Origin of the sequence: Bacillus sp. TSO22, from assembly GCF_020223595.1 — a bacterium.
GTDB lineage: Bacteria > Bacillota > Bacilli > Bacillales > Bacillaceae > Bacillus > Bacillus inaquosorum.
The window spans coordinates 37,585-58,542 of the sequence record NZ_JAHAWO010000014.1 but is presented as its reverse complement, the minus strand read 5'-3'; the positions used below and the strand labels follow the sequence as shown (position 1 = coordinate 58,542).

Annotated in this window: 22 protein-coding genes and 2 pseudogenes; 14 read left to right on the top strand and 10 right to left on the bottom strand. The window is 40.8% G+C overall.

Features of this window, described 5'->3' with window-relative positions:
- Positions 1–17 precede the first annotated feature (17 nt).
- Complete coding sequence (locus tag KHQ79_RS17560; protein WP_225516336.1) at positions 18–935, bottom strand: DMT family transporter; 918 nt, start codon at positions 933–935, stop codon at positions 18–20.
- 134 nt (positions 936–1,069) lie between these two features.
- On the opposite strand from KHQ79_RS17560, the pseudogene KHQ79_RS17555 reads away from it, so the two are divergent.
- A pseudogene (locus KHQ79_RS17555) lies at positions 1,070–2,517 on the top strand (aminotransferase-like domain-containing protein).
- Between the two features lie 77 nt (positions 2,518–2,594).
- Here the strand turns inward: KHQ79_RS17555 and KHQ79_RS17550 are convergent.
- Positions 2,595–3,212 carry a flavin reductase family protein gene (locus KHQ79_RS17550; RefSeq protein ID WP_225516333.1) on the bottom strand — a complete coding sequence of 206 codons (618 nt, stop codon included), beginning with the start codon at positions 3,210–3,212 and terminating at the stop codon, positions 2,595–2,597.
- A gap of 89 nt (positions 3,213–3,301) precedes the next feature.
- On the opposite strand from KHQ79_RS17550, the gene KHQ79_RS17545 reads away from it, so the two are divergent.
- A complete protein-coding gene (locus tag KHQ79_RS17545) occupies positions 3,302–3,982 on the top strand; it encodes an ArsR/SmtB family transcription factor (RefSeq protein ID WP_225516331.1) in 681 nt (226 codons plus the stop codon).
- Between the two features lie 48 nt (positions 3,983–4,030).
- Here the strand turns inward: KHQ79_RS17545 and KHQ79_RS17540 are convergent, their stop codons facing one another.
- The 3 genes from KHQ79_RS17540 to KHQ79_RS17530 form a co-directional block, all read right to left on the bottom strand.
- Positions 4,031–4,474, bottom strand: coding sequence for a carboxymuconolactone decarboxylase family protein (locus tag KHQ79_RS17540; RefSeq protein ID WP_133488290.1), 444 nt, complete (start codon positions 4,472–4,474; stop codon positions 4,031–4,033).
- Positions 4,475–4,563: 89 nt separating this feature from the next.
- Positions 4,564–4,740 carry a hypothetical protein gene (locus tag KHQ79_RS17535; protein WP_080030882.1) on the bottom strand — a complete coding sequence of 59 codons (177 nt, stop codon included), beginning with the start codon at positions 4,738–4,740 and terminating at the stop codon, positions 4,564–4,566.
- Positions 4,737–4,886 (bottom strand): hypothetical protein, encoded by a 150-nt coding sequence (locus tag KHQ79_RS17530; protein ID WP_003240557.1) that lies wholly within the window; start codon positions 4,884–4,886, stop codon positions 4,737–4,739. Before KHQ79_RS17530 ends, KHQ79_RS17535 begins: the two co-directional genes overlap by 4 nt.
- A gap of 272 nt (positions 4,887–5,158) precedes the next feature.
- On the opposite strand from KHQ79_RS17530, the gene ydfH reads away from it, so the two are divergent.
- The 3 genes from ydfH (at position 5,159) to KHQ79_RS17515 (ending at position 9,312) form a co-directional block, all read left to right on the top strand.
- Positions 5,159–6,382: a two-component system sensor histidine kinase YdfH gene (ydfH, locus tag KHQ79_RS17525; protein WP_225516329.1), complete on the top strand. Its 1,224-nt coding sequence runs from the start codon at positions 5,159–5,161 to the stop codon at positions 6,380–6,382.
- A complete protein-coding gene (gene ydfI, locus KHQ79_RS17520; protein ID WP_060398010.1) occupies positions 6,375–7,016 on the top strand; it encodes a two-component system response regulator YdfI in 642 nt (213 codons plus the stop codon). The genes ydfH and ydfI overlap by 8 nt, the downstream gene beginning before the upstream one ends.
- Positions 7,017–7,137: 121 nt before the next feature.
- Positions 7,138–9,312: an MMPL family transporter gene (locus tag KHQ79_RS17515; protein WP_225516327.1), complete on the top strand. Its 2,175-nt coding sequence runs from the start codon at positions 7,138–7,140 to the stop codon at positions 9,310–9,312.
- 52 nt (positions 9,313–9,364) lie between these two features.
- Here KHQ79_RS17515 and KHQ79_RS17510 read toward each other — a convergent pair whose 3' ends face one another.
- From KHQ79_RS17510 to mneP, 3 genes are all read right to left on the bottom strand, one after another.
- A complete protein-coding gene (locus tag KHQ79_RS17510) occupies positions 9,365–10,054 on the bottom strand; it encodes a DUF554 domain-containing protein (RefSeq protein WP_225516325.1) in 690 nt (229 codons plus the stop codon).
- Between the two features lie 91 nt (positions 10,055–10,145).
- The gene (locus KHQ79_RS17505) at positions 10,146–10,958 is read right to left on the bottom strand and encodes a MerR family transcriptional regulator (protein ID WP_225516323.1); all 813 of its coding nucleotides are present in this window, start codon (positions 10,956–10,958) and stop codon (positions 10,146–10,148) included.
- Positions 10,959–11,113: 155 nt separating this feature from the next.
- On the bottom strand, positions 11,114–12,007 hold the full coding sequence (mneP, locus tag KHQ79_RS17500; RefSeq protein WP_003240568.1) for a manganese transporter MneP: 894 nt from the start codon (positions 12,005–12,007) through the stop codon (positions 11,114–11,116).
- A gap of 500 nt (positions 12,008–12,507) precedes the next feature.
- Between mneP and KHQ79_RS17495 the strand changes: the two genes are divergently transcribed.
- The 4 genes from KHQ79_RS17495 (at position 12,508) to KHQ79_RS17480 (ending at position 15,150) form a co-directional block, all read left to right on the top strand.
- Entirely contained in the window at positions 12,508–13,128 is a 621-nt protein-coding gene (locus KHQ79_RS17495; protein ID WP_225516321.1) for a nitroreductase family protein, read from the top strand.
- Positions 13,129–13,155: 27 nt separating this feature from the next.
- Positions 13,156–14,094, top strand: coding sequence for a ring-cleaving dioxygenase (locus KHQ79_RS17490; protein WP_100275908.1), 939 nt, complete (start codon positions 13,156–13,158; stop codon positions 14,092–14,094).
- A 138-nt stretch (positions 14,095–14,232) separates the two neighbouring features.
- The gene (locus tag KHQ79_RS17485; RefSeq protein ID WP_003240578.1) at positions 14,233–14,622 is read left to right on the top strand and encodes a DoxX family protein; all 390 of its coding nucleotides are present in this window, start codon (positions 14,233–14,235) and stop codon (positions 14,620–14,622) included.
- A 189-nt stretch (positions 14,623–14,811) separates the two neighbouring features.
- The gene (locus tag KHQ79_RS17480; RefSeq protein ID WP_019257601.1) at positions 14,812–15,150 is read left to right on the top strand and encodes a thioredoxin family protein; all 339 of its coding nucleotides are present in this window, start codon (positions 14,812–14,814) and stop codon (positions 15,148–15,150) included.
- A 65-nt stretch (positions 15,151–15,215) separates the two neighbouring features.
- On the opposite strand, the gene pdxR is transcribed toward KHQ79_RS17480, so the two are convergent.
- Positions 15,216–16,601, bottom strand: a complete 1,386-nt coding sequence (gene pdxR / locus KHQ79_RS17475; protein WP_225516319.1) for a MocR-like pyridoxine biosynthesis transcription factor PdxR — start codon at positions 16,599–16,601, stop codon at positions 15,216–15,218.
- Positions 16,602–16,746: 145 nt separating this feature from the next.
- Here pdxR and KHQ79_RS17470 point away from each other — a divergent pair, with 145 nt between their 5' ends.
- The 4 genes from KHQ79_RS17470 to KHQ79_RS17455 all read left to right on the top strand — a co-directional run bounded on the left by KHQ79_RS17470 (position 16,747) and on the right by KHQ79_RS17455 (position 19,232).
- The gene (locus KHQ79_RS17470) at positions 16,747–17,382 is read left to right on the top strand and encodes an FMN-binding negative transcriptional regulator (protein ID WP_003240583.1); all 636 of its coding nucleotides are present in this window, start codon (positions 16,747–16,749) and stop codon (positions 17,380–17,382) included.
- A gap of 284 nt (positions 17,383–17,666) precedes the next feature.
- Complete coding sequence (locus KHQ79_RS17465) at positions 17,667–18,266, top strand: TetR/AcrR family transcriptional regulator (protein ID WP_225516317.1); 600 nt, start codon at positions 17,667–17,669, stop codon at positions 18,264–18,266.
- Complete coding sequence (locus tag KHQ79_RS17460; protein ID WP_003240587.1) at positions 18,263–18,607, top strand: DoxX family protein; 345 nt, start codon at positions 18,263–18,265, stop codon at positions 18,605–18,607. Before KHQ79_RS17465 ends, KHQ79_RS17460 begins: the two co-directional genes overlap by 4 nt.
- Positions 18,608–18,758: 151 nt before the next feature.
- On the top strand, positions 18,759–19,232 hold the full coding sequence (locus tag KHQ79_RS17455; protein WP_060398022.1) for a GNAT family N-acetyltransferase: 474 nt from the start codon (positions 18,759–18,761) through the stop codon (positions 19,230–19,232).
- A 10-nt stretch (positions 19,233–19,242) separates the two neighbouring features.
- Here the strand turns inward: KHQ79_RS17455 and KHQ79_RS17450 are convergent.
- A pseudogene (locus KHQ79_RS17450) lies at positions 19,243–19,553 on the bottom strand (HIT domain-containing protein).
- 330 nt (positions 19,554–19,883) lie between these two features.
- Here KHQ79_RS17450 and KHQ79_RS17445 point away from each other — a divergent pair.
- The gene (locus tag KHQ79_RS17445) at positions 19,884–20,909 is read left to right on the top strand and encodes a Gfo/Idh/MocA family oxidoreductase (protein WP_225516316.1); all 1,026 of its coding nucleotides are present in this window, start codon (positions 19,884–19,886) and stop codon (positions 20,907–20,909) included.
- Positions 20,910–20,958 lie beyond the last annotated feature (49 nt).

The following is a 20,958-nucleotide window of genomic DNA, read 5'->3' as shown; positions in this document are numbered from 1 at the left end:
TTGGTATCTTTTTTGCTTTAGAGTTTGTTACCCCTTTTAGAAGAAAAATGGGGGATTAAAATCTTCATTTTATTTCCTTTTAGGTAGGTGAAACACACTCCGCCGATTGTCACCACCCCGCCTAGCAGGGAGAAGAATACGGGTAGTTCACCTATCCACACCCAAGAAATGATCAAGGCCAAAGCCGGTGTTACATAAAGTGAAAGGGTTGCTTCAGAAGCACCGACGAGTGAAGTGACATATGCAAGTGCAAAGTATGGCACAACTGTTGGCAATAAACCTAAATAAACAATAGACAATGTTGCGTTCATGGATGCGTTTATCATCTCCCCGCCTAAGCCTGGTAAAAAAACAAGCATAGGTACTGTTCCGCCCCAAATTGTAAATGTAACGAATGGAATAAAACCGTATTTTTTGATGTAACGGGGTTGAAAAACAAAGTAAATGCTTTCTGAAAAAGCTGCCAGCAGAATGACCACAATACCTTTCAATGAATATGTATAGTCTCCTGTCCCAAATGCAATTAATGACACACCGAATAAACTGATGATAGAGCCTATCCATTTAGTAAATCCAAAATGCTCCCTAAAAAACAGGCAGGATAACATAGCAGAAAAGATTGGTGCCGTGGTGACGAGTAAGCTTGCAACTCCGGCACTCACTGTTTTTTCACCGATATTCAGCAAGCTGTGATAGAGTGCAAAACCTAAAAATCCTAAAAAGAAAATGGCAGGAATGTCCTTCATGTCAGGTAAGCGCATCTGTGTAAAAACCGCAAAAAGCAACAATGCCAGAGAGCCGACTAATAAACGAAATAAAGCAAGATGTTCTGGTGTGTAATCTTCCAGGCCTGCGCGAATCCCAGGAAAAGCTGATGCCCACAAACCGATCATCAGACTGTTAGATATGATCATTTGAACTGTTTTCTTTCGCATATTTCTCCCTCCTCTTTACAAAAACCAACCAGTTATTTAATGTGTTTCTATACTAATAAAGATTTGATGGTATGGCTTCAACCAGTTTAATAGTTTTTGATCCAACCAATTTAGATGTAAGGAGACTGCTTTTCATGAGCTTTCCAGAAGAAAAAAGATGAAAAAACTTCCTAAGTACATACAAATCATTCATTTTATAAAGGAGAAAATAGGAAATGGAGAGTGGCCGATTGGAAGCAAGATTCCAAGCCAGCGCACGCTTGCAAAAGACTTTCAGGTAAATCGAAGCACAGTGATTACAGCCTTAGAGGAATTAATGGCAGACGGGTTAATAGAAGGCAGAATGGGGAAGGGCACAGTTGTTATCAATAATACATGGACACTACTGGCTAAAAATTCTGCTCCTAATTGGGATCAATATGTAACCTCTGGAATCCAGCAGCCTAGCCAAAAAATCGTTCAAGAGATAAACCAATCGGAATCAAATACGGATCTAATACAGCTCAGCAAAGGCGAGCTTTCAACTGAGATTTTTCCTTTGACTGCTATGAAAGAGATGATGGGCAAGGTATCTCAAAACATGGAAGCATTCGGATATGAGGAACCAAAAGGTTATTTCCCATTGAGAGAGGCATTAAGCAACTATTTAAGAACTATTGGAATTAATGCCTCACCTTCTTCCGTTCTGATTGTTTCTGGAGCGTTGCAAGCCTTACAGCTGATATCAATGGGCCTTTTGCAAAGAGGATCAACCGTTTATCTTGATCAGCCATCCTACCTTTATTCATTACACGTGTTTCAATCTGCCGGTATGAAACTGACTGGCCTTCCTATGGATCGAGACGGGCTTTTGCCGGAAAATATTCATATGCCTAGAGGGGCACGGGGAAGGGCTATATTATATACAAATCCATGTTTTCATAATCCGACCGGTATTTTAATGTCCAAAAAGCGACGAGAAGAAATCTTAGCAGCAAGTGAGAATACACAGCTTCCCATTATTGAAGATGACATTTATCGTGAGCTATGGATCGATGAGATTCCGCCATTTCCTATCAAAACAATAGATAAAAATGGGCATGTGCTTTACATAGGCAGTTTATCGAAAACATTAAGTCCGGGCTTAAGGATTGGATGGATCGTCGGTCCGGAACCAGTGATTGAACGTTTATCCGACATTAAAATGCAAACAGATTACGGATCCAGTTCGTTATCCCAGAGAGTAGCGGCAGAGTGGTTTACATCCGGCCAATACCAGCGGCATGTAGAAATCGTTAGACAGCAATTAAAGGTGAGAAGGGAATTGGTCTTGAGTGCTTTAGAAACCCATTTGAAGAATGTTGCAACATGGAATGTTCCTAAGGGAGGATTCTTTGTCTGGATAAAAATATTGCCTACTATATCAATGAAATTACTTTATACGAAAGCCTTATCAAAAGGGATTCTTCTTAATCTCGGCAGTATCTATGCTCAGGAGAAGGGGAATTATGTACGCTTATCATATGCTTATGCATCCCTTCAAGACCTTCAAAAAGGGATTTATGAATTGGGTTTGATGATAAAAGAATTAGCAAGTAAGTAACTCTATATCCTTAAATGGATGTTCACTAAAAAAGAGACCAAGCCTGATGATGGCTTGGTTTTGAAAAGGTAAAAAGGTCATGTTTCTGAACGAAAGGTCTTTCCTATTTCTCTGCCTAAACCAAAATAATGTCTAAAATTATAGATAAGCGGACTCCATTTAGAAGGGTTTATATGGTTTTCGTTCAATATGATCCTTTCCTCGGCGTGAAAATGTAATGCTTGTGTCTCTACAATCGCAAATGATGGTTCATATTCTGGGATCCGAATATGTTTGACTACGACTTCAATGTGGATAGGGCATTCTTTAATTCGTGTTGGTGCTACCGTCTTTGATTTCAAAGGTGTTAAACCCGCTGCCTCATATTTTTCTTTTTTATATGTAAACCCGAGCTGCTTCTTCAAAGGCGGCACATTCTTTTTTCCGCTATAAGACGAAATTCTTTCAACGTGTTCCCATAAATCCGGGCCAGGCAAGTTTATGACACATTCTTTGTGTCTTTCCAAATTTTCAATGGCTTTTCCCTCCAGGCCTACTCCAAGGACAATATAGTTTCCAAGAGCCCAAGAAGAAGACATAGGACTAATATTAGTGGTGCCATCCTCATTCAATGTGGAAAGAAGAAATGTTGAGGACCCATAATACATGATTTTTGGTTTGATTTCTTTAAAATGAGTGTCTTGTTCAATGTCCAACGCTTATTCCTCCTTGTCATCATTACATACATATTGTAAAGGTTTAACATTTCAACTATCATCGAAATATGAATGTAAGGAGGAAAATCATGAATCCTAATATTGCAAAAATCTCTTCGTTGCTATCTGATCCCTCTCGTTCTTCCATTCTTCTCAGCCTAATGGATGGAAGGATACACCCTGCGGGAGAGCTTGCATATCTCGCTAACATTAAACCTCAAACCGCAAGTTTTCACCTGAATAAATTGCTTGAAGCAAAGCTGATTAGCGTAGAGAAGCATGGAAGACATCGGTATTATAGATTGTCTAACTCAGAGGCTGCAAACGTGATCGAACAATTACTTAGCATTGCGCCTAAAGAAAAAGTCACGTCTTTAAAAGATTCAAAAGAGAAAAGTGACTTGCATTTTGCCCGTACCTGTTATGATCATCTGGCAGGTTATGTGGGCGTGCAAATCACAAATTCACTTGTTGAGCAGGGGATGTTAAAAAAAGTCGATTTAAACTTTGAGGTGACGTCAGAGGGCTCTTTGTTCTTTTCGAATTTTGGCATCAACGAAGAGCAGCAGCGAAATAAGAGGAGGGCATTTGCCCGCTGCTGTTTAGATTGGAGTGAGCGGCAGCATCATCTTGCAGGAGCGTTAGGAAATGCCCTATTGGTACGCATGTTAGAAGAAAAATGGATCGTTCGTATGCCGAAAACGAGAGCGATTAAGATTACACAAAGCGGGAAAACCGCATTTGAGAAGTACTTGAAACTGAGTATTTAGGGAATGAGAAAAAAGGAGTAAAATTCGTTGGGATTTTACTCCTTTTGACTATTTTGAAGTTGCTTGATTCCCCATTGCAATAGAGATGCGATTCCAACTGTTTATCTGATTGATGATGAGAACAAGGTCAACATATTGTTTTTCATCATAATGCTCCCGCACTCGATGGTACAGCTCATCAGGAACCCTTTTAGATGGAATGAGGGTGATGTGCTCAGACAGTTCGAGAGCCGCTTTCTCTTCAGGTGAATAAAAATCACATTCATTCCAAGCGCTTAAACAGTAAATTCGCTGTTCAGTTTCGCCCATTTTGCGGGCATCGGAAGTATGCATATCTAAGCAAAAAGCACAGCCGTTGATTTGAGAAACTCTGATTTTGATCAGTTCTCTCGTGGTTCGGTTAATTGAGGATTGTTTCGTATATTTCTCCATATCCATCATCATCTTCATACCTTCAGGTGCAACATCATAGTAGGACACTCTTTGACTCATAAGGCAAGACTCCTTTCCTTAAGATACTTAGATTGTATCCCGGTATTGATCATTTTACCAATGTGCAGTTTGTATGGCATTATATTTCACTATCTTTTGGCAAGAAGCTGCTTTGAATAAAAATAGGGATAGCCCAAAATGATGAGTGGAGCTGCTAATGCAAGCAGGATCCATGAGCCTGAGTGACTGTCTCTAATGACTCCAATGAATATACAAGTACCGATAAGAAAATATAATAAAGCACCTAAAAACCAATACATGTTCATTCCTCTTTTTCTTTACACGTGATCTTTGATTGAGTATTTTTGTCTTTCTCATTGCTTAATCGATCAGGACACTGATTTTTTAACACTTTTTCAGTTCGGATGCCTTTTCTTTTTAATGATAAAATTGTGAGATCAATCGATTTCATGATGATCATTCCTTCAATGAATAGTGGGTTCCTCATTATTTTAAATGTAAATTTGGAAAGATAAAACGTACATAAAGGCAGATCGATTATGTACGTTTGGGCAATGATTACATGTTGCGAACCTCTAATGGTTCAATGCACCTTGGTATTGTTGTGTTCCTTCTCTTCCTATAAAATGATTGGATAAAAGTATGAGTTGCACGTTCAAATAAATGGTGTGCCGCTTTCATTAGGAACGGTTCAGTTAAACTGTTAAAGGAAGTGGATGAGGTTTGTTTAGAAGGAATCCTTTCAAAGAAAAATACTACTCACATGATAGGCGCGCATTAAATATGCTTGCACTCAGAGTTCCAGGACTAGCTTTTATTCTCATGATCTACATAGCCTCTATCGTGCTGCAATTTATTACTGGGAGCTGGTCCATTTTATTGCTTCATGTGTTTACAATATTGACAGCTATTTTTGCTTTGCTGCATTGGCACTCATATCGCTGGGTGAAGAAAAGGGTCATTCTCTATTTTGTACTGCAAGGTTTGATCACTTTTTCACTTGCTAATCTCATGACTGGCTTCTTAGTGCTGATCATCATTGGCCTTTATGCATTTTTGATTGGACAGATTATAGGAATGGCAGACAGAAGAAAGACTTTCCTCATTCTTTATTTATTGCTTCTGCTGTCAATCAATGTTCCATATCAGATTCACAAAGGTGAATATTTGCATTTTCTTGTCATTGCCGTACCTATTATGATTGTGATTATCACTTATGCCGCTACATTTTTTGCCCAAGTCGATGAAAAAATAAAAGCGCAGCTGACTCTTGAAAGGCTGGAGCTTGCCCATCAGCAGGTAGAACAGCTGACACTGCAAAACGAGAGACAGCGTATGGCCCGGGACTTACACGATACGCTTGCTCAAGGTCTGGTTAGTTTAAATATGCAGCTGGACGCTATTCATGTTCATCTCGCCAAAGACAACACAGAGAGAGCAAAAGAAATCGTTCAACAATCTATGAATAGAGTCAAAAGCACATTAGCTGATGCACGTTCAGCGATTGACGATCTGCGCAGCAAATCTGAAGAAATCGGTTTTTTAAAAGAAAGAATTACCTCATTAATGGATCATTTTCAAGAGTCAACAGGCACGGCTTGTTTTTTAGACTACAGGTTACATCAGGTGCCAGACGTTCGTACAGCTGAAAACTGCTATTACATCATTGGAGAATGCATAACGAATACAGCAAAGCATGCCGAAGCAGAAACGATCTGGGTAGCCATTTGGGATGATGAAAAAGGGAGACTGCATTTAACTGTCAAGGACAATGGCAAAGGATTTAATGTTGAAAAGGGAAAGAAAAAGAGAGGACATTATGGGCTTCTTGGTATACAAGAACGCGTCAGAGCAATGAATGGCCAATTCAATATAAAGAGTACAAAATCTATAGGAACACACATCGAGATTAACGTACCAATTCAGGGAGAGATGCAGGATGAATAAGGTTTTAATCGTTGATGACCATCTTGTCGTGAGGGAAGGTCTGAAGCTTTTAATTGAAACGAATGATTACTACACCATCATAGGAGAGGCGGAAAATGGCAAAGCAGCAGTCCGCCTTGCAGATGAATTAAAACCGGATATCATTCTCATGGATTTGTATATGCCTGAGATGAGCGGATTAGAAGCCATAAAACAAATAAAAGAAAAACACGACATCCCCATCATTATTTTGACTACGTATAATGAAGATCACTTAATGATCGAAGGAATTGAATTAGGAGCGAAAGGATATCTGCTGAAGGATACGAGTTCAGAAACCCTATTTCATACAATGGATGCAGCGCTAGGAGGAAATGTGCTGCTGCAGCCTGATATTTTAAAACGTCTGCAAGAAATCCAATGGGAGCGGATGAAGAAGCAGAGCAGTGATACGCAGCTGACAGAAAAGGAAGTCATTGTTCTAAAAGCAATTGCGAAAGGTCTTAAAAGCAAAGCGATCGCCTTTGATTTGGGCGTCTCTGAGCGAACCGTAAAGTCTAGATTAACGTCCATTTACAATAAATTAGGCGCGAATTCAAGAACTGAGGCAGTGACGATTGCCATGCAAAGAGGCATTCTGACATTAGATGAATAACATCATATATTTGAAATTTGCCCAAACGTACATGCCCGAATGTACGTTTTTTTTATTTCATTGTCAACTACAATGAGAAAGCAAAGAATGTGATCAAGCAATGTGCTGAAAGGAGATTATCATGTCAAGAATGTTATATAAATTAGGAGGATGGGTTGCTCGCCATCGCATAAAAGTAATATGTGCGTGGATCGTTGTGTTAGTTGCTTCGATAGGGCTTGCAATCACGTTAAAACCAAGTTTTTCTGAGGATATGTCCATACCTGACACACCTTCGGAAAAAGCGCTGGATGTTATTCATAAAGAATTTCCTCACGGTCCTGATAAAGGGAGCATACGGGTTATTTTCGGTGCTGAAGATGGAGAGAAGCTTACTGCAAAATCAGCGAAAACAGCAATCGAAAATACGTTCAAGGAAATCAATAAAGATGATTCCGTTGACTCGATTGCGAGTCCTTTTGTTACAGGAACAATCGCGAAAGACGGCACAGTTGCCTATGCTGATATCAAGTATAAATCTTCAGCAGATGATATCAAAGATGACTCTATCAAACATTTAAAAGACAGTTTGAAAATAGCTGATGATGAGGGATTACAGACGGAACTTAGCGGAGATGTGCCAGGAGCCGAGATGGAGATAGGCGGAGTATCTGAAATTGTCGGCATTATCTTGGCTTTTGTCGTGTTAGCCATTACTTTCGGCTCTTTATTAATAGCAGGTTTGCCGATTTTAACAGCACTAATTGGTTTAGGTGTAAGTATTGGACTGGTGTTGATTGGGACACAAGTATTCGATATTGCGTCCGTCAGCCTTTCATTAGCCGGAATGATTGGCCTTGCGGTTGGTATTGATTATGCTTTATTTATTTTTACGAAACACCGCCAGTTTTTAGGTGAAGGTATACAAAAAAATGAATCGATTGCGAGAGCCGCGGGAACAGCAGGAAGTGCAGTCGTTTTTGCCGGACTTACTGTTATCGTCGCACTTTGCGGATTGACTGTCGTTAACATTCCGTTTATGTCTGCAATGGGGCTGACAGCAGGGCTTAGTGTATTGTTAGCTGTTCTCGCTTCAATCACGCTTGTGCCTGCCGTCTTATCAATAACAGGAAAACGGATGATTCCGAAACCAAACAAGAAAAAAGAAAAACAAAGCTCTGAAACAAATGTCTGGGGACGCTTTGTCACAAAAAATCCTATCATGCTAAGTGTATGCAGCATTCTCATTTTGCTCGTCATTAGTATCCCATCTATGCATTTAGAACTGGGCTTGCCTGATGCAGGGATGAAAGCGAAGGATAATCCTGATCGCCAGGCTTATGACTTGCTTGCCGATGGTTTTGGAGAAGGATTTAATGGCCAATTAACAATCGTAGCGGATGCCACAAGTGTGACAGAAAATAAGGCGGAAGCCTTCACAGATGCAGTGAAAGAAATAAAGGAACTAGACCATGTATCGAGTGTCACTCCTGCAATGCCTAATAAAGAAGGGAACTTTGCCATCATTACGGTAGTTCCTACAACAGGTCCAAATGATGTAGCAACGAAGGATTTGGTAAAGGATGTACGCAGCTTATCAGATAAAAACGGGGTAGATTTGCTCGTTACTGGATCAACTGCAGTGAATATTGATATTTCTGATCGCCTGAATGATGCGATACCGGTATTTGCTATACTCATTGTTGGTTTTGCGTTTGTGTTGCTGACAATCGTATTCCGTTCGCTGCTGGTGCCGCTTGTTGCGGTTGCAGGTTTCATATTGACGATGACGGCCACTCTCGGAATCTGTGTATTTGTCTTACAAGACGGGAACCTCATCGACTTTTTCAAAATACCTGAAAAAGGGCCGATACTCGCGTTCCTGCCGATTTTATCTATTGGGATTCTGTTTGGATTAGCGATGGATTATCAAGTGTTCCTTGTAAGCAGAATGCGTGAAGAATATGTGAAAACAAAAAATCCAGTACAAGCGATTCAAGCTGGATTAAAACACAGCGGGCCTGTTGTCACTGCGGCCGGTCTTATCATGATATTCGTGTTTGCAGGATTTATCTTTGCTGGTGAAGCTTCTATTAAAGCCAACGGATTGGCTCTTTCCTTTGGTGTGCTTTTTGATGCATTTATTGTAAGAATGACACTGATTCCAAGTGTGATGAAGCTGATGGGGAATGCAGCCTGGTATTTGCCAAAATGGCTAGACAAGATCATTCCCAATGTGGATATAGAAGGGCATCAACTCACAAAGGAGATACAGCCGGAAATAGATCATGAACAAAAGAAACAAATCAGTGTGTAGTAGAAAAAGCAGATCTTTCATGATCTGCTTTTTTGTTTAATATTTAAAATAATTAAAACGGCAATCCAAATGCCTGAATCACGAAAATGACAACAGGCGGTATCAATAGGGAAGGCAGCAGATTCAGCGTTTTACATTTCTTGATTCCCAGAATGCTTAACCCTGAGCTGAGGATAAGTATGCCTCCTACAATTGTGATTTCGTTTATAAGGTCTGTATTGATTGCGCTCTCCATTACTTTAGCAAATAAATAGATGGAGCCCTGCCAGGCAAATAACACAATGGCAGCCGCTGCTATTCCAAATCCAAAAGTCGAAGCGAGCACAATGGAGGTAATCCCATCTAACATACCGTTTGTCAGGAGGTACGTATAATTTTCATTCAGCGCGGCTTCAACAGGGCCCAATATTGACAGCGAACCTATACAAAATAATAAGATCGCAGTTGATAAACCTTCCGCTAAATTGCTTTTAGAGAATTTGTTCACCAGCTTGTTGAATCGCAACTCCAGATCGATGCTCTGGCCAATCAATCCTCCAAGGGCTAAACTTACGATAAAAAGAATGGGGTATTTACTATCAGGCAAATGCTGTGTAATGGCATTGATCCCTAACGCCACTGCAGCGAATCCCATTGCCTGCATCAGAATATCCTGGTATTCATCTTTAATGCCTTTTTTGAATATCCCTCCGATGATACTTCCTGCAATGATCATAACTGTGTTAAAAATAGTTCCTAACATAAGCTTTCTCCTCCAATAATGATTCCTGCATAAAAAATAAACCCTCTAGTTAGTAGAGAGTCAAGGGATATTGACAGCATATTCTTGGGGTTTACTTGATGGGCAGCAGGATTTCAGTCACATAATTGTCTAGATTATTCGTAATCCCATAATCAATGAGTGTGATTTCGATTGAGTCCCCCGCTACCTCATAATGATGTTCTTTCATATATGCCAGTAACTTTTTGTAATAGGGTTCGGCTTCTGGATGTGACCCTTTAAACCTAATTTGCAGATATTCTCTTGAAGGAAAAATGATTTCTGATGAAGTGTTTTCATTTTCATCTTCAAGAATCATGAATATGCTGGAATATTTGTCGAACTGATTTGCTTTTACATTTGCTGCTGAAATGGATAAACCTATCTTGCCTATAAATATATCCTCGTTCACATTCAGATGAGTTCTCAATGCTGCTAATGAATGTTCGATATCATGGCCGAGAATATACTCATGCTGTAAATAAGCCACACGTAATGCGGGAAGTTTGATTTTTGTAATGTGATGTAACGGCGTGTTGACGGCATCTTCTATTTGGATGATCCGGCGGGAGATCTTTTTTTCAATGCGTTCCAATTCTCTCTTTTTGCGATCAATTTCAGTTTGCTGGCTTTTCAGTAAATGAATCAGAGTGTTTGTATTTTGGGAATTGTAAAAATCAAGAAGTTTATTGATAGGCAGACCTAAAGCTCTCAAATACTTGATGGTGTCCAGCCGCTCAAACTGTTGGGTAGAATAATATCTATAGTTTGTTTGCTCGTCTTTATATTCCGGTTTCAAAAGACCGATTTCATCATAATACCTAAGCGCAGAGATTTTCACATTGAATAACTTTGAAACTTCTCCAATCGAAAAAAATTCCTTCATTCTAACAACCTTTCTGTACATTTGTTTGATTTATTCTTTACATACATCCACATTATATATGATGAAGGAGCCCTAAAGGTAATCGGGGTTAGAGGCTGAGGGTAGAAGGCGGATAATGCAGTGAAAAAAGCCCCTTTTTTTTGAAAGGAGCTTTTCTATTCTTCAAAATAAGGATTCACATGGATAAGCACTTCTTCAACATCTGAAAACTGTCTTTTGATTTCATTTCGGATTTCTCGGGCAATATCGTGTCCCTGCTTAATCGTCAAATCATAATCCAAAGATAAACGGACATCAAGCAATTTATAGTGGCCATGTTCTCTCGCGCGAATTTTATCGAGCCGTTTTACTTGAGGACAATGCAAAATAACAGCTTTATATTCCTCTATCAGCTCGGGATCAACACTTTTCTCCATGAGAACATCAACAGACGGCCTGATTAATTCCATTGAAATCTTAAAAATGAGGTAAGCCACGATGGCGCTTGCAATTGCATCGGCGTACAACAGAAAGGACCATCCGCGGGTGTTTCCGATAATCGCCAATAGGACGCCGATAAAAGCGGCGAGAGAGGCAACGATATCGCCTTTATGATCGTATGCAATCGCTATAATTGCTTTGCTGTTCCATTTTTCCCCCTGCTTTATGGAATAACGATATAAGATCTGCTTAGCCACGTACGAAATCAGAGCTGCAAACAATGCGCTATATTGCGGAACGCTTGGCCCTTCAACAAAGGACAGAATCGCTTCTATTAGGATGTAAACGGATACGATCACTAAGATAATTCCGACAATCGCCTCACTAATGACCTCAGCTTTTCCATGTCCAAAAGGATGGTCTTGATCAGGCGGTTTATTGGAAATGCCGATGACTGCCAGGACAGCAATCGAAGCAACGACATCCGCTGCAGAATGGATTCCGTCTGCAAAAACAGCTTCACTATCGCCTATCAGCCCACAAAAGACCTTTCCTGCCATTAAGATCAGATTGGCTATCAATGCAATCAAAGCAACCTTTTTGCTTATTTGTTCTCTTTCACTTGCCATTTTTTCCTCCTATAAAACTGCACAAAAAAATAGGAGTGCTTTGTTCGCTCTCCGTATCCTTTCTTGTGTAATCACTTTGCTTATCATACCAATTGAATTTCGAGTGGGTCTATAGCAACGTTGTTTCCTGTTTACTAATAAATAAGGTGACAGAAAAAAAGTTGGTGCCAGGCTAAAGATCACACAGCAAACAAAGGAGTTTTTAGGAAACAAGCAGTGATTATCCACAAACTAAATTCAGCTTTAGTGAAAAATTTCCACCTATTTTTAAAAAACTGTTGACATGAGAACATTCGTATTTTATTATTATCTCATATTCAAGATATATTAATTCAAGATATTTAGTTTGGATTTCAGAATAAAAACATGCAGGACTATTTAAAAAAGCGTGTTGCTGAATAATGTAGAGCAATCTCAATCATTGTCATTCTTTTGCATCATATGCAATCGATTTTTTATAAAATAATATCTCGAATTCAAGATAAAAGGGGTGTTCATAAATGGCTGAATTTTCACAGTTAGTTAATGAAAGAAGATCTGCAAGCAACTTCCTTCCAGATCATCCAATCACGAAAGATGAACTCAATGAGATGTTTGAATTGGTTGCATTGGCTCCATCGGCTTTTAATTTACAGCATACCAAATATGTGACGGTACTTGACCCGGATGTAAAAGAAAAGCTGAAGCAGGCCGCAAACGGACAATATAAGGTATTGAGCTCATCGGCAGTTCTTTTGGTATTAGGGGATAAGCAGGCATATCAGCAAGCGGCTGACATTTATGAAGGATTAAAGATGTTGGGGATATTAAATAAACAAGAGTATGATCACATGGTTCAAGACACAGTTTCGTTTTATGAAAACAGAGGAGAGCCATTTAAGAGAGACGAGGCGATAAGGAATGCTTCACTTTCTGCGATGATGTTTATGCTGAGCGCTAAGGAAAAAGGCTGGGACACCTGCCCTATGATCGGCTTTGATGATGAAGCCGTGAAACAGATTTTGAATATAGATGACCAATTTGAGATTGTCATGATGATTACAATTGGGAAAGAAAAAACAGAGAGCAGAATGCCGCGCGGCTACCGGAAGCCTGTGAATGAGTTTGTTGAATATATATAAAATGAACGTTTAAAGGAGCGGGTAAAAATGGCTAAAAAAACGATGGGAATACATCATATTACAGCAATTGTCGGTCACCCTCAAGAAAACACAGATTTCTACGCAGGAGTGCTGGGGCTTCGATTGGTCAAGCAAACGGTCAATTTTGATGATCCAGGTACGTATCATCTTTATTTTGGGAATGAAGGCGGAAAGCCTGGAACAATCATCACCTTCTTTCCGTGGGCAGGAGCCCGCAAAGGCATCATTGGAGACGGTCAAGTAGGCGTGACCTCTTATGTCGTGCCGAAGGGGGCCATGGCATTTTGGGAAAAGAGACTTGAAAAGTTCAGCGTTCCATACACAAAAATCGAGCGTTTTGGAGAACAGTATATAGAATTTGATGATCCGCATGGCCTGCATTTAGAAATCGTGGAAAGAGAAGAAGGAGAAGCCAATACTTGGACTTTCGGAGATGTAACACCTGAGGTTGCCATTAAAGGTTTTGGGGGTGCAACTTTGTTATCAGCACAGCCTGAAAAAACAGGTGAACTGCTAGAAAACATTATGGGGCTGGAACGAGTCGGCAAGGAAGGAGACTTCGTTCGTTATCGCTCTGCCGGTGATATCGGAAATGTGATTGACCTTAAATTAACGCCTATTGGCCGCGGGCAAATGGGAGTCGGCACGGTGCATCACATTGCTTGGCGAGCTAGCGATGACCAAGATCAATTAGAATGGCAAAGATATATTGCTTCTCACGGATATGGTGTAACTCCTGTTCGGGATAGAAATTACTTTAATGCGATTTACTTCAGAGAGCATGGGGAAATCCTGTTTGAAATTGCAACGGATCCACCGGGATTTGCCCATGATGAATCACAAGAAACAATGGGTGGAAAATTGATGCTGCCTGTGCAGTATGAACCGCATCGAACACAAATTGAACAAGGGCTGCTGCCGTTTGAAGTGAGAGAGTTAGATTGATTTTAAATAATGCTGACGCATGAAGAAAATAAAGAGGTATATATTCAACAGATGATTGCTAAGACGGTACTGGCGGCAAAGAATCAGACTGGTGCCTTTCAGCATATCATGTTACATCAAAAATAAGGAGAGATAAAAATGGAAGATGCAGGACTGTTGCTTATTCGTATTATGATTGGTGTGGTGTTTCTGTTTTATGGATCACAAAAGTTATTCGGCTGGTTTGGCGGATACGGGATTAAAGGAACCGGACAATGGTTCGAGTCAATTGGGGTTAAACCAGGTAACGTCGCGGCCGCTTTATCAGGTCTTGGGGAATTAGTAAGCGGAATTCTATTTATTTTAGGTGTATTTCTCCCGCTTGGAGCTGCTATCATAACGATTATTATGTTAGGTGCCATCGTAAAAGTCCATGGAGCGAAAGGATTTGCAAATGGCGCCGGCGGTTTTGAATATAACGCAGTGCTGATTGCAGTCTCCATCGGGGTTGCACTCATCGGTTCAGGGGCTTATGCTTTGCATTTTTAATATACAAGTATTTAAGAACAGTTACTGCTCGCCAGTAACTGTTCTTTTGTTTTGACATTTTTGAGCATAACTTGCGGGTACTCTGCAAAGCAAAAAAGCGGATATTATAAATATAAATGTGTATAGTGAATGATACGCGTATCGATGAGCTTGGTCATGAAAGGCAGACCAATTTGAAGGGGGAATTTGATGAAAGAGATGACAAAATTACATTCATTGGATTCTATAGAGAATTTTATCAAACAGCACCAATTCAGTTTTCTCTACATTTCAAGGCCCGGCTGTACAGTATGTCATGCTGTTCTGCCGCAGCTCAGAATATTATTGGAGCAGTTTCCAAACATCAAATTGGGGCATATCAATGCTGACGATGTAGAGGAGGTTGCCGGCAGATTTTCAGTCTTCACTGTCCCTGTGCTTCTTTTGTTCATTGATGGGACTGAGTTTCTGAGAGAAGCCCGTTTTGTTCATTTTGAACAGCTCGAAGAAAGGCTGAAAAGGGTTTATCAGTTATATCAAGATGAATAAAGTGTTTATACTTTTCAAATGAAAAGCCCCCTTTAGGGGCTTTTTGTCATAGAAAGGGGAAAGCGTCATGCCGTCCCCCATGCTTGTTTTAAAAGCTGGACGCCATGTGTTATGTCATCAAAGCCAAGATGTCCGAAACCCAATTTAATCAGCGGATGATCAGAAGCGTTGTTTACAAAATAGAGCGCGGTAGGATAGACTTTTACTCCGTATTCTAAAGCACGCTGAATCAGCGATTCTTCTGAACAATTCTCATGAACCTTCACTAATATGTATAACCCGGACTGTTCACCTATTACGGATACATGATGTCCGAACTGATGCTTCACACTTGCAGCCAAGTGCTGCATTTTGCGTTTGTAGACAACGCGCATTCGTTTGATATGACGGGTCCATTCTCCTTCTTTCATAAACTCTGCCATGGTGAGCTGGCTCAGCAAAGAAGCGGTGCTTTCGAATTGATGAAATCGATGCTGATAGCGCTGTAAAATGGGCTCCGGCAGCACCATATAGCAGAGGCGAATGCCTGGGAGAAAAGATTTTGAGAAATTCCCCAGATAAATGACTCTTTCTGAATGAATAGAGGCCAGTGCAGGGAAGGGCTGCTGTGTGTAACGGAATTCACTGTCATAATCATCTTCAAGAATATACCCGTCTTTTTTAGCCGCCCAATGAATCAGTGCTTGCCGCTCCTGAATAGACATGCTTACCCCATAAGGGCTGTGGTGAGAGGGTGTTACATAGATTAATCTTTCATTCATTTGATGTAATGCTGAAAAATCGGCGCCTGTCTCATAAACAGGCAGCGTTTCGAGAGTAAAACCTTGCAGCTGAAAAGCTTCTCGTGCCCCAACATATCCAGGATCCTCTACGATGATGCCGGAAAAATCATTTTTTAAAATCTGTCCAAGATAAATAAGCATTTGCTGTGTGCTGCTGCCAATCATAATCGAATTTGCATCTGCTTTTACGCCTCGCGATTCTAATAGATAAGCCGCAATTTGTTCACGCAGGCATTTTTCTCCGAATGCTTCACCGTATAGGTAGCTCTTCTCTGATGCCAGCATTTGATTCGACAGCCTTCTCCATATTTTAAGCGGGAAATGTGTTTGGTCTACAGCCCCGGGGCGAAAATCAATGAGAATTTGCGGCGCTGTATCTGTTTGCTTGTTTTGAGAAGATGCCTCTTTCCCCTGAAATAAAAGAGGCTCGATTTCATTCGCAAAATAGCCTTTTCTTCTTTCTCCCCGAATGTAGCCTTCCGCTATCAGCTGATCATAGGCCATCAAAGTTGTATTGCGGCTCACCTGCAAGGAATGAGCGAGCTCCCGAATAGAGGGTAATTGTTCATTCGCCCGTAAATGCCCTTGTTCAATTAATGATTTAAACTGCTCGTAAACTTGTTTGTATTTAGGGCCCTCATGATGAAAAGCAAAAATCATATTTTTCACTGCTTTCACCTCTGACATGCATATTTGTTTAAAACTGTACCTTTGAAAATGTCAGTTAGTATCATATTATACCTTATAAATAACTGATCATGGAGACAGTTTCCTGTTCGACAGTGATCGGCTTAATCAGAAGGGAGATTGGTTTATGTTTATTCCTGCCCCATTTAAACTTAACGAATCAGACGCTTATGATGTCATCCGGGAAAATGGTTTTGCGACGTTGTTCTCGATGCATGAAGGCATGCCGTTTGCAACCCATTTGCCGTTGCTGATAAGTGATGACAAAGCCTGCTTATACGGTCATTTTGCTTTGCAGAATCCTCAATGGAAGGACATCGTCGGCCAATCCGTTTTGGCTGTTTTTCATGGTCCCCATTGCTATATCTCGCCATCGTGGTATGAGACGAATAAAGCCGTCCCGACATGGAATTACGTTACGGTCCACGTTTATGGAGAAGTGGAGCTTTTAGAGGATGAAAAAGAATTAGCAGACTCTATGAAAGACTTGGTATTGAAGTATGAAAGCCCGGATAGCTCATACAAACTAGAAGATGTCGATCCTGCATTTTTGGCGGGCATGAACAAAGGAGTGAAAGGGTTCAAAATCAATATCAGCAAAATAGAGGGGAAAGCGAAGCTGAGTCAAAATCATTCACTGCTACGGCAAACGTTAGTGATGAATCAGCTTAATCAGATCCCGCATACCGGCGAACAGAAAATCTCCGGTTTGATGAAGGAAAATATCAATAAAAAAGAGAGAGAAGGCGTCTCAGGGAAATAGCCTGTTAAGACAAATTAAAGGATTGTATCGGTCATGAACTTTTCAAAGGAGCTTACTGAAATTGAGCTGGAGCGAATGGATCAATATTTTCTGTATCATAGCATGAGGATCAATCATGGGATATCAATGATTGACCCACTAGCATATCAGTATTCCTCACTTCATCATAATGCAGTGCAAAACCCCTGACAGTTTGAAATTCATTGACATAAAAGCCAACGGCATGAAATAATACTCACAAGTAACATTACTTGTGAGTATCTTTTTGTAGGGGATGATCCTAATTGAGAAGCAAAAAAGGAAGTAAAGGGGAAGAAAGCCGGAAACGATTACTAAAAGCTGCTGCTAATGAATTTTCGATTCGGGGATTCCATGAGACGAAGGTAAGTGAAATTGTGAAAAGAGCCGGATTGACGCAGCCTTCTTTTTATCTGTACTTTCAAAGCAAAGAAGCCATTTTTAAGGAGTTAATCACCGATTTTTACTCTCGTGTAAGAAAGCTGACAGCGTCACTTCTTCTGGAAAACGGATTAAATACGAATGATGTATCAAAGCGGGTGCTGTCTGCTGTGGAAACTGTTTTTCAATTTCTGGCTGAGGACAAGGATTTAACCAAGATCGGCTTTTTTCTTAACCCAGAAGCGAAACAAATGAAAAAAGACTTGGCGATGGGTTTGAAAGAGAACTTAGAAGCAGAACAGCGGCATGGTTATTTTCGTTCTGACCTGGATATGGAAACGGTCGCTGAGTGTTTGATCGGCATGATCGAACATTTAACCGATTCATTTTTGTTAACCGGAATTAAAGATCCGGCAAGCCTCGCAGCACAGGTTGTGAATCTTTTAATATACGGGATGCTTCCGAAAGGGAGTGACGTAAGATGATATCTATTATTATGAAGGCCAGTTTGGCAGCTTTTATGCTCGCGGGAGGCATCATAAAGGTGTTCCGCGCTCCCTTTCAAGTTGAGCATTGGCGGCATTATCAATATCCATTATGGTTTCTGACTGTTACTGGCATTCTTGAAATAGCCGGGGCACTTGCTATGACAGCGGGAATTTGGAATCGGTATGCAGCGTTTGGGGCAGGTGTGTTGTTTGTCGTTCTCATGGCGGGAGCAGTTCATGCACACGTTTTTCGAGCACGCCAATCGGTCCTCATGACGATCCCTGCGATGATCTGTTTGATTGTTTCTATCATTATAATCATTTGGGAGTCCACGTAAGCTATTTACTTAACAAACCAATTTGCAGGAGATCTCCTCCTCTTATCGAATAATAGAAACAGGTATAAACCGAATAATAGAAATAGATCTTCATTTGTACGTTATTCGTCCGGCACCGGCTGGACTTTTTTTCATAAAGGAGGAATGCAGGATGGCGTTAACTTTGGAAGACATGAGTATGGAGGAGTTCGAAGCATTTCGCGGGATGTCCGTGCAAAATTATGCGAAACAAAACATACAATCGGGAACTTGGACGGAAAAAGAGGCGCTTGAGAAATCGGAGCAGGCATATGAGAACATGATTCCGAATGGACGAAACAGCAGCAATCATTTCTTTTGGAACATCACAAATGAACAAGGGGAAAGGATGGGCTGGCTCTGGCTGTATGCTGATCCGCTTCATCCGCAAAAGGAAGCGTTTATCTATTCCTTTGGATTGTATGAAGCCTTTCGCGGTAAAGGGCTGGCTCAATTGGCGCTTCAAAGTCTGGATGAAAGAGCAAGAGAGCTTGGTGCGGAAAGACTTGCTCTCCATGTGTTTGCGCATAACGAGACAGCCGTCTATCTTTATCAGAAGATGGGATATGCCATGACCAATATACGTATGCGGAAACAGCTGTGCTGATAATAGCTGCTTACTTAAGCGGTTTCCCAAACACAATATGCCAATGTAAATGTGGTAAGCCCCTAAGTTGGTGATCACACGGCATGCGCCCTTTTCTTACATCACCATGGAAGCGACTTTTGATTCGCACCCATTAATTCAAGAAGCAAGTCATGATCGTGCTCTTCCAGGGTGATCATGAGGAGATATGTTTCTTCGGGACAATATGGACTGGATAAAAAGGGTTTGTATGATAGGAAGCCAATACGTTATCTGCCTCTAATACCTTATTTGCTTTGTTTTGCCGCTAAATACTTCATCACAGTAAAAGCCTTCAGTCATATGATCCACCCTCACTCTTTTCTTCATTACCTCCCTTCTATATATGAGAAGTTTCCATTTGAACGATCGGGGCCGTACACCCTTGGTATGTTTTTGCCCCTGAACCCTTAGTCATTGCAGGCTTGATCGACGGCTAAAGGAGAGGTCTGCTTTAAACACAGCAAAAAAAGATTGACCTTAAATAATGTAAGGGGTTACAATTGAAACCAATTAGGAAAGACTTTCCCTATATTGAATGTGTTTTGTAAATATTTTAGGGGTTATTTTTTATTATGTAATGATATTTAAGAGAAAGACTTTCCTTATTTTCGCAGAATGGGAGTGGTACTGATGGGAAATGTACAGGTTGGGCTATTAGGTGCGGGACGGATGGGAGCTTTTCACGGAGAAAGTATTGCGTTCCGTGTGAAAGGAGCAGATTTGTATGCAGTTGCAGATCCGGTTCCGGGGAATGCAGAAGCATTTGCAAAAGCAATCGGCTCAAATATTAAAGCGTTTACAGATCCGTTAGATATGCTGGAGCATCCTGATATTGATGCGGTCATCATTGCTTCGCCGGCAAGGACGCATGCCGCAAACATTATTGCAGCGGCAAAGAAGGGGAAAGCTGTATTTTGTGAGAAACCGATGGCTGTCACGCTGGAAGAAGCGGATGAAGTCATAAGGATAGTAAATGAAGAGTCTATTCCGCTTCAAATCGGTTTTAACAGACGTTTTGCTAAAGGCTTTCGCAGTGCGTATGAGGAAATCCGTGCAGGAAAAATTGGCACGCCTCAGTTAATGCGTTCCATCACAAGAGACCCGGCACTCGGCGATCCGACACCAATTCCACAATGGACGATCTTCTTAGAGACGCTGATTCATGACTTTGATACGTTACTCTACCTCAATCCAAATGCGAAGCCGATTGAAGTCTATGCCGCGGCTGATGCGCTTGTCAGACCTGATTTTAAAGACAAAGGATTTTTGGATACTGCAGTTGTCACGATCAAATTTGATAACGGAGCGATTGCAACGGCGGAAGCGAACTTCCAAGCCGTTTATGGATATGATGTCCGCGGAGAAGTGTTCGGATCTGAAGGCATGCTGACCATCGGAGATATCCGCCATACAAACATGACAAGGTATAACAAAGACGGAGTCAGCTACAACACGATTCGCTACGATCAGGACTTATTTTTTGATGCTTATGTTGATGAGTTACAATCATTTGTGGATGCCGTTCGAAATCATAAGCCAACCTTAGTTACAGGCGAAGATGCGCGTGCAGCACTTGCTATTGCCGCAGCTTGTATAGAATCTTGCAAAACGAAGCAGCCTGTCACATTAAAAAACGGAGTGCCGCAAACGGTTTGAGTTTTTGATAGAAGAAGCACCTTTTTAAAAAGAAATTCTGGTAAGCATT

Coding starts and splice junctions, on each gene's coding strand:
- KHQ79_RS17560 (WP_225516336.1), bottom strand. CDS start 935: ATGCGAAAGAAAACAGTTCAAATGATCATATCTAACAGTCTGATGATC.
- KHQ79_RS17545 (WP_225516331.1), top strand. CDS start 3,302: ATGAATCCTAATATTGCAAAAATCTCTTCGTTGCTATCTGATCCCTCT.
- KHQ79_RS17540 (WP_133488290.1), bottom strand. CDS start 4,474: ATGAGTCAAAGAGTGTCCTACTATGATGTTGCACCTGAAGGTATGAAG.
- KHQ79_RS17535 (WP_080030882.1), bottom strand. CDS start 4,740: ATGAACATGTATTGGTTTTTAGGTGCTTTATTATATTTTCTTATCGGT.
- KHQ79_RS17530 (WP_003240557.1), bottom strand. CDS start 4,886: ATGAAATCGATTGATCTCACAATTTTATCATTAAAAAGAAAAGGCATC.
- ydfI (WP_060398010.1), top strand. CDS start 6,375: ATGAATAAGGTTTTAATCGTTGATGACCATCTTGTCGTGAGGGAAGGT.
- KHQ79_RS17515 (WP_225516327.1), top strand. CDS start 7,138: ATGTCAAGAATGTTATATAAATTAGGAGGATGGGTTGCTCGCCATCGC.
- KHQ79_RS17510 (WP_225516325.1), bottom strand. CDS start 10,054: ATGTTAGGAACTATTTTTAACACAGTTATGATCATTGCAGGAAGTATC.
- KHQ79_RS17505 (WP_225516323.1), bottom strand. CDS start 10,958: ATGAAGGAATTTTTTTCGATTGGAGAAGTTTCAAAGTTATTCAATGTG.
- mneP (WP_003240568.1), bottom strand. CDS start 12,007: ATGGCAAGTGAAAGAGAACAAATAAGCAAAAAGGTTGCTTTGATTGCA.
- KHQ79_RS17495 (WP_225516321.1), top strand. CDS start 12,508: ATGGCTGAATTTTCACAGTTAGTTAATGAAAGAAGATCTGCAAGCAAC.
- KHQ79_RS17490 (WP_100275908.1), top strand. CDS start 13,156: ATGGCTAAAAAAACGATGGGAATACATCATATTACAGCAATTGTCGGT.
- KHQ79_RS17485 (WP_003240578.1), top strand. CDS start 14,233: ATGGAAGATGCAGGACTGTTGCTTATTCGTATTATGATTGGTGTGGTG.
- KHQ79_RS17480 (WP_019257601.1), top strand. CDS start 14,812: ATGAAAGAGATGACAAAATTACATTCATTGGATTCTATAGAGAATTTT.
- KHQ79_RS17470 (WP_003240583.1), top strand. CDS start 16,747: ATGTTTATTCCTGCCCCATTTAAACTTAACGAATCAGACGCTTATGAT.
- KHQ79_RS17460 (WP_003240587.1), top strand. CDS start 18,263: ATGATATCTATTATTATGAAGGCCAGTTTGGCAGCTTTTATGCTCGCG.
- KHQ79_RS17455 (WP_060398022.1), top strand. CDS start 18,759: ATGGCGTTAACTTTGGAAGACATGAGTATGGAGGAGTTCGAAGCATTT.
- KHQ79_RS17445 (WP_225516316.1), top strand. CDS start 19,884: ATGGGAAATGTACAGGTTGGGCTATTAGGTGCGGGACGGATGGGAGCT.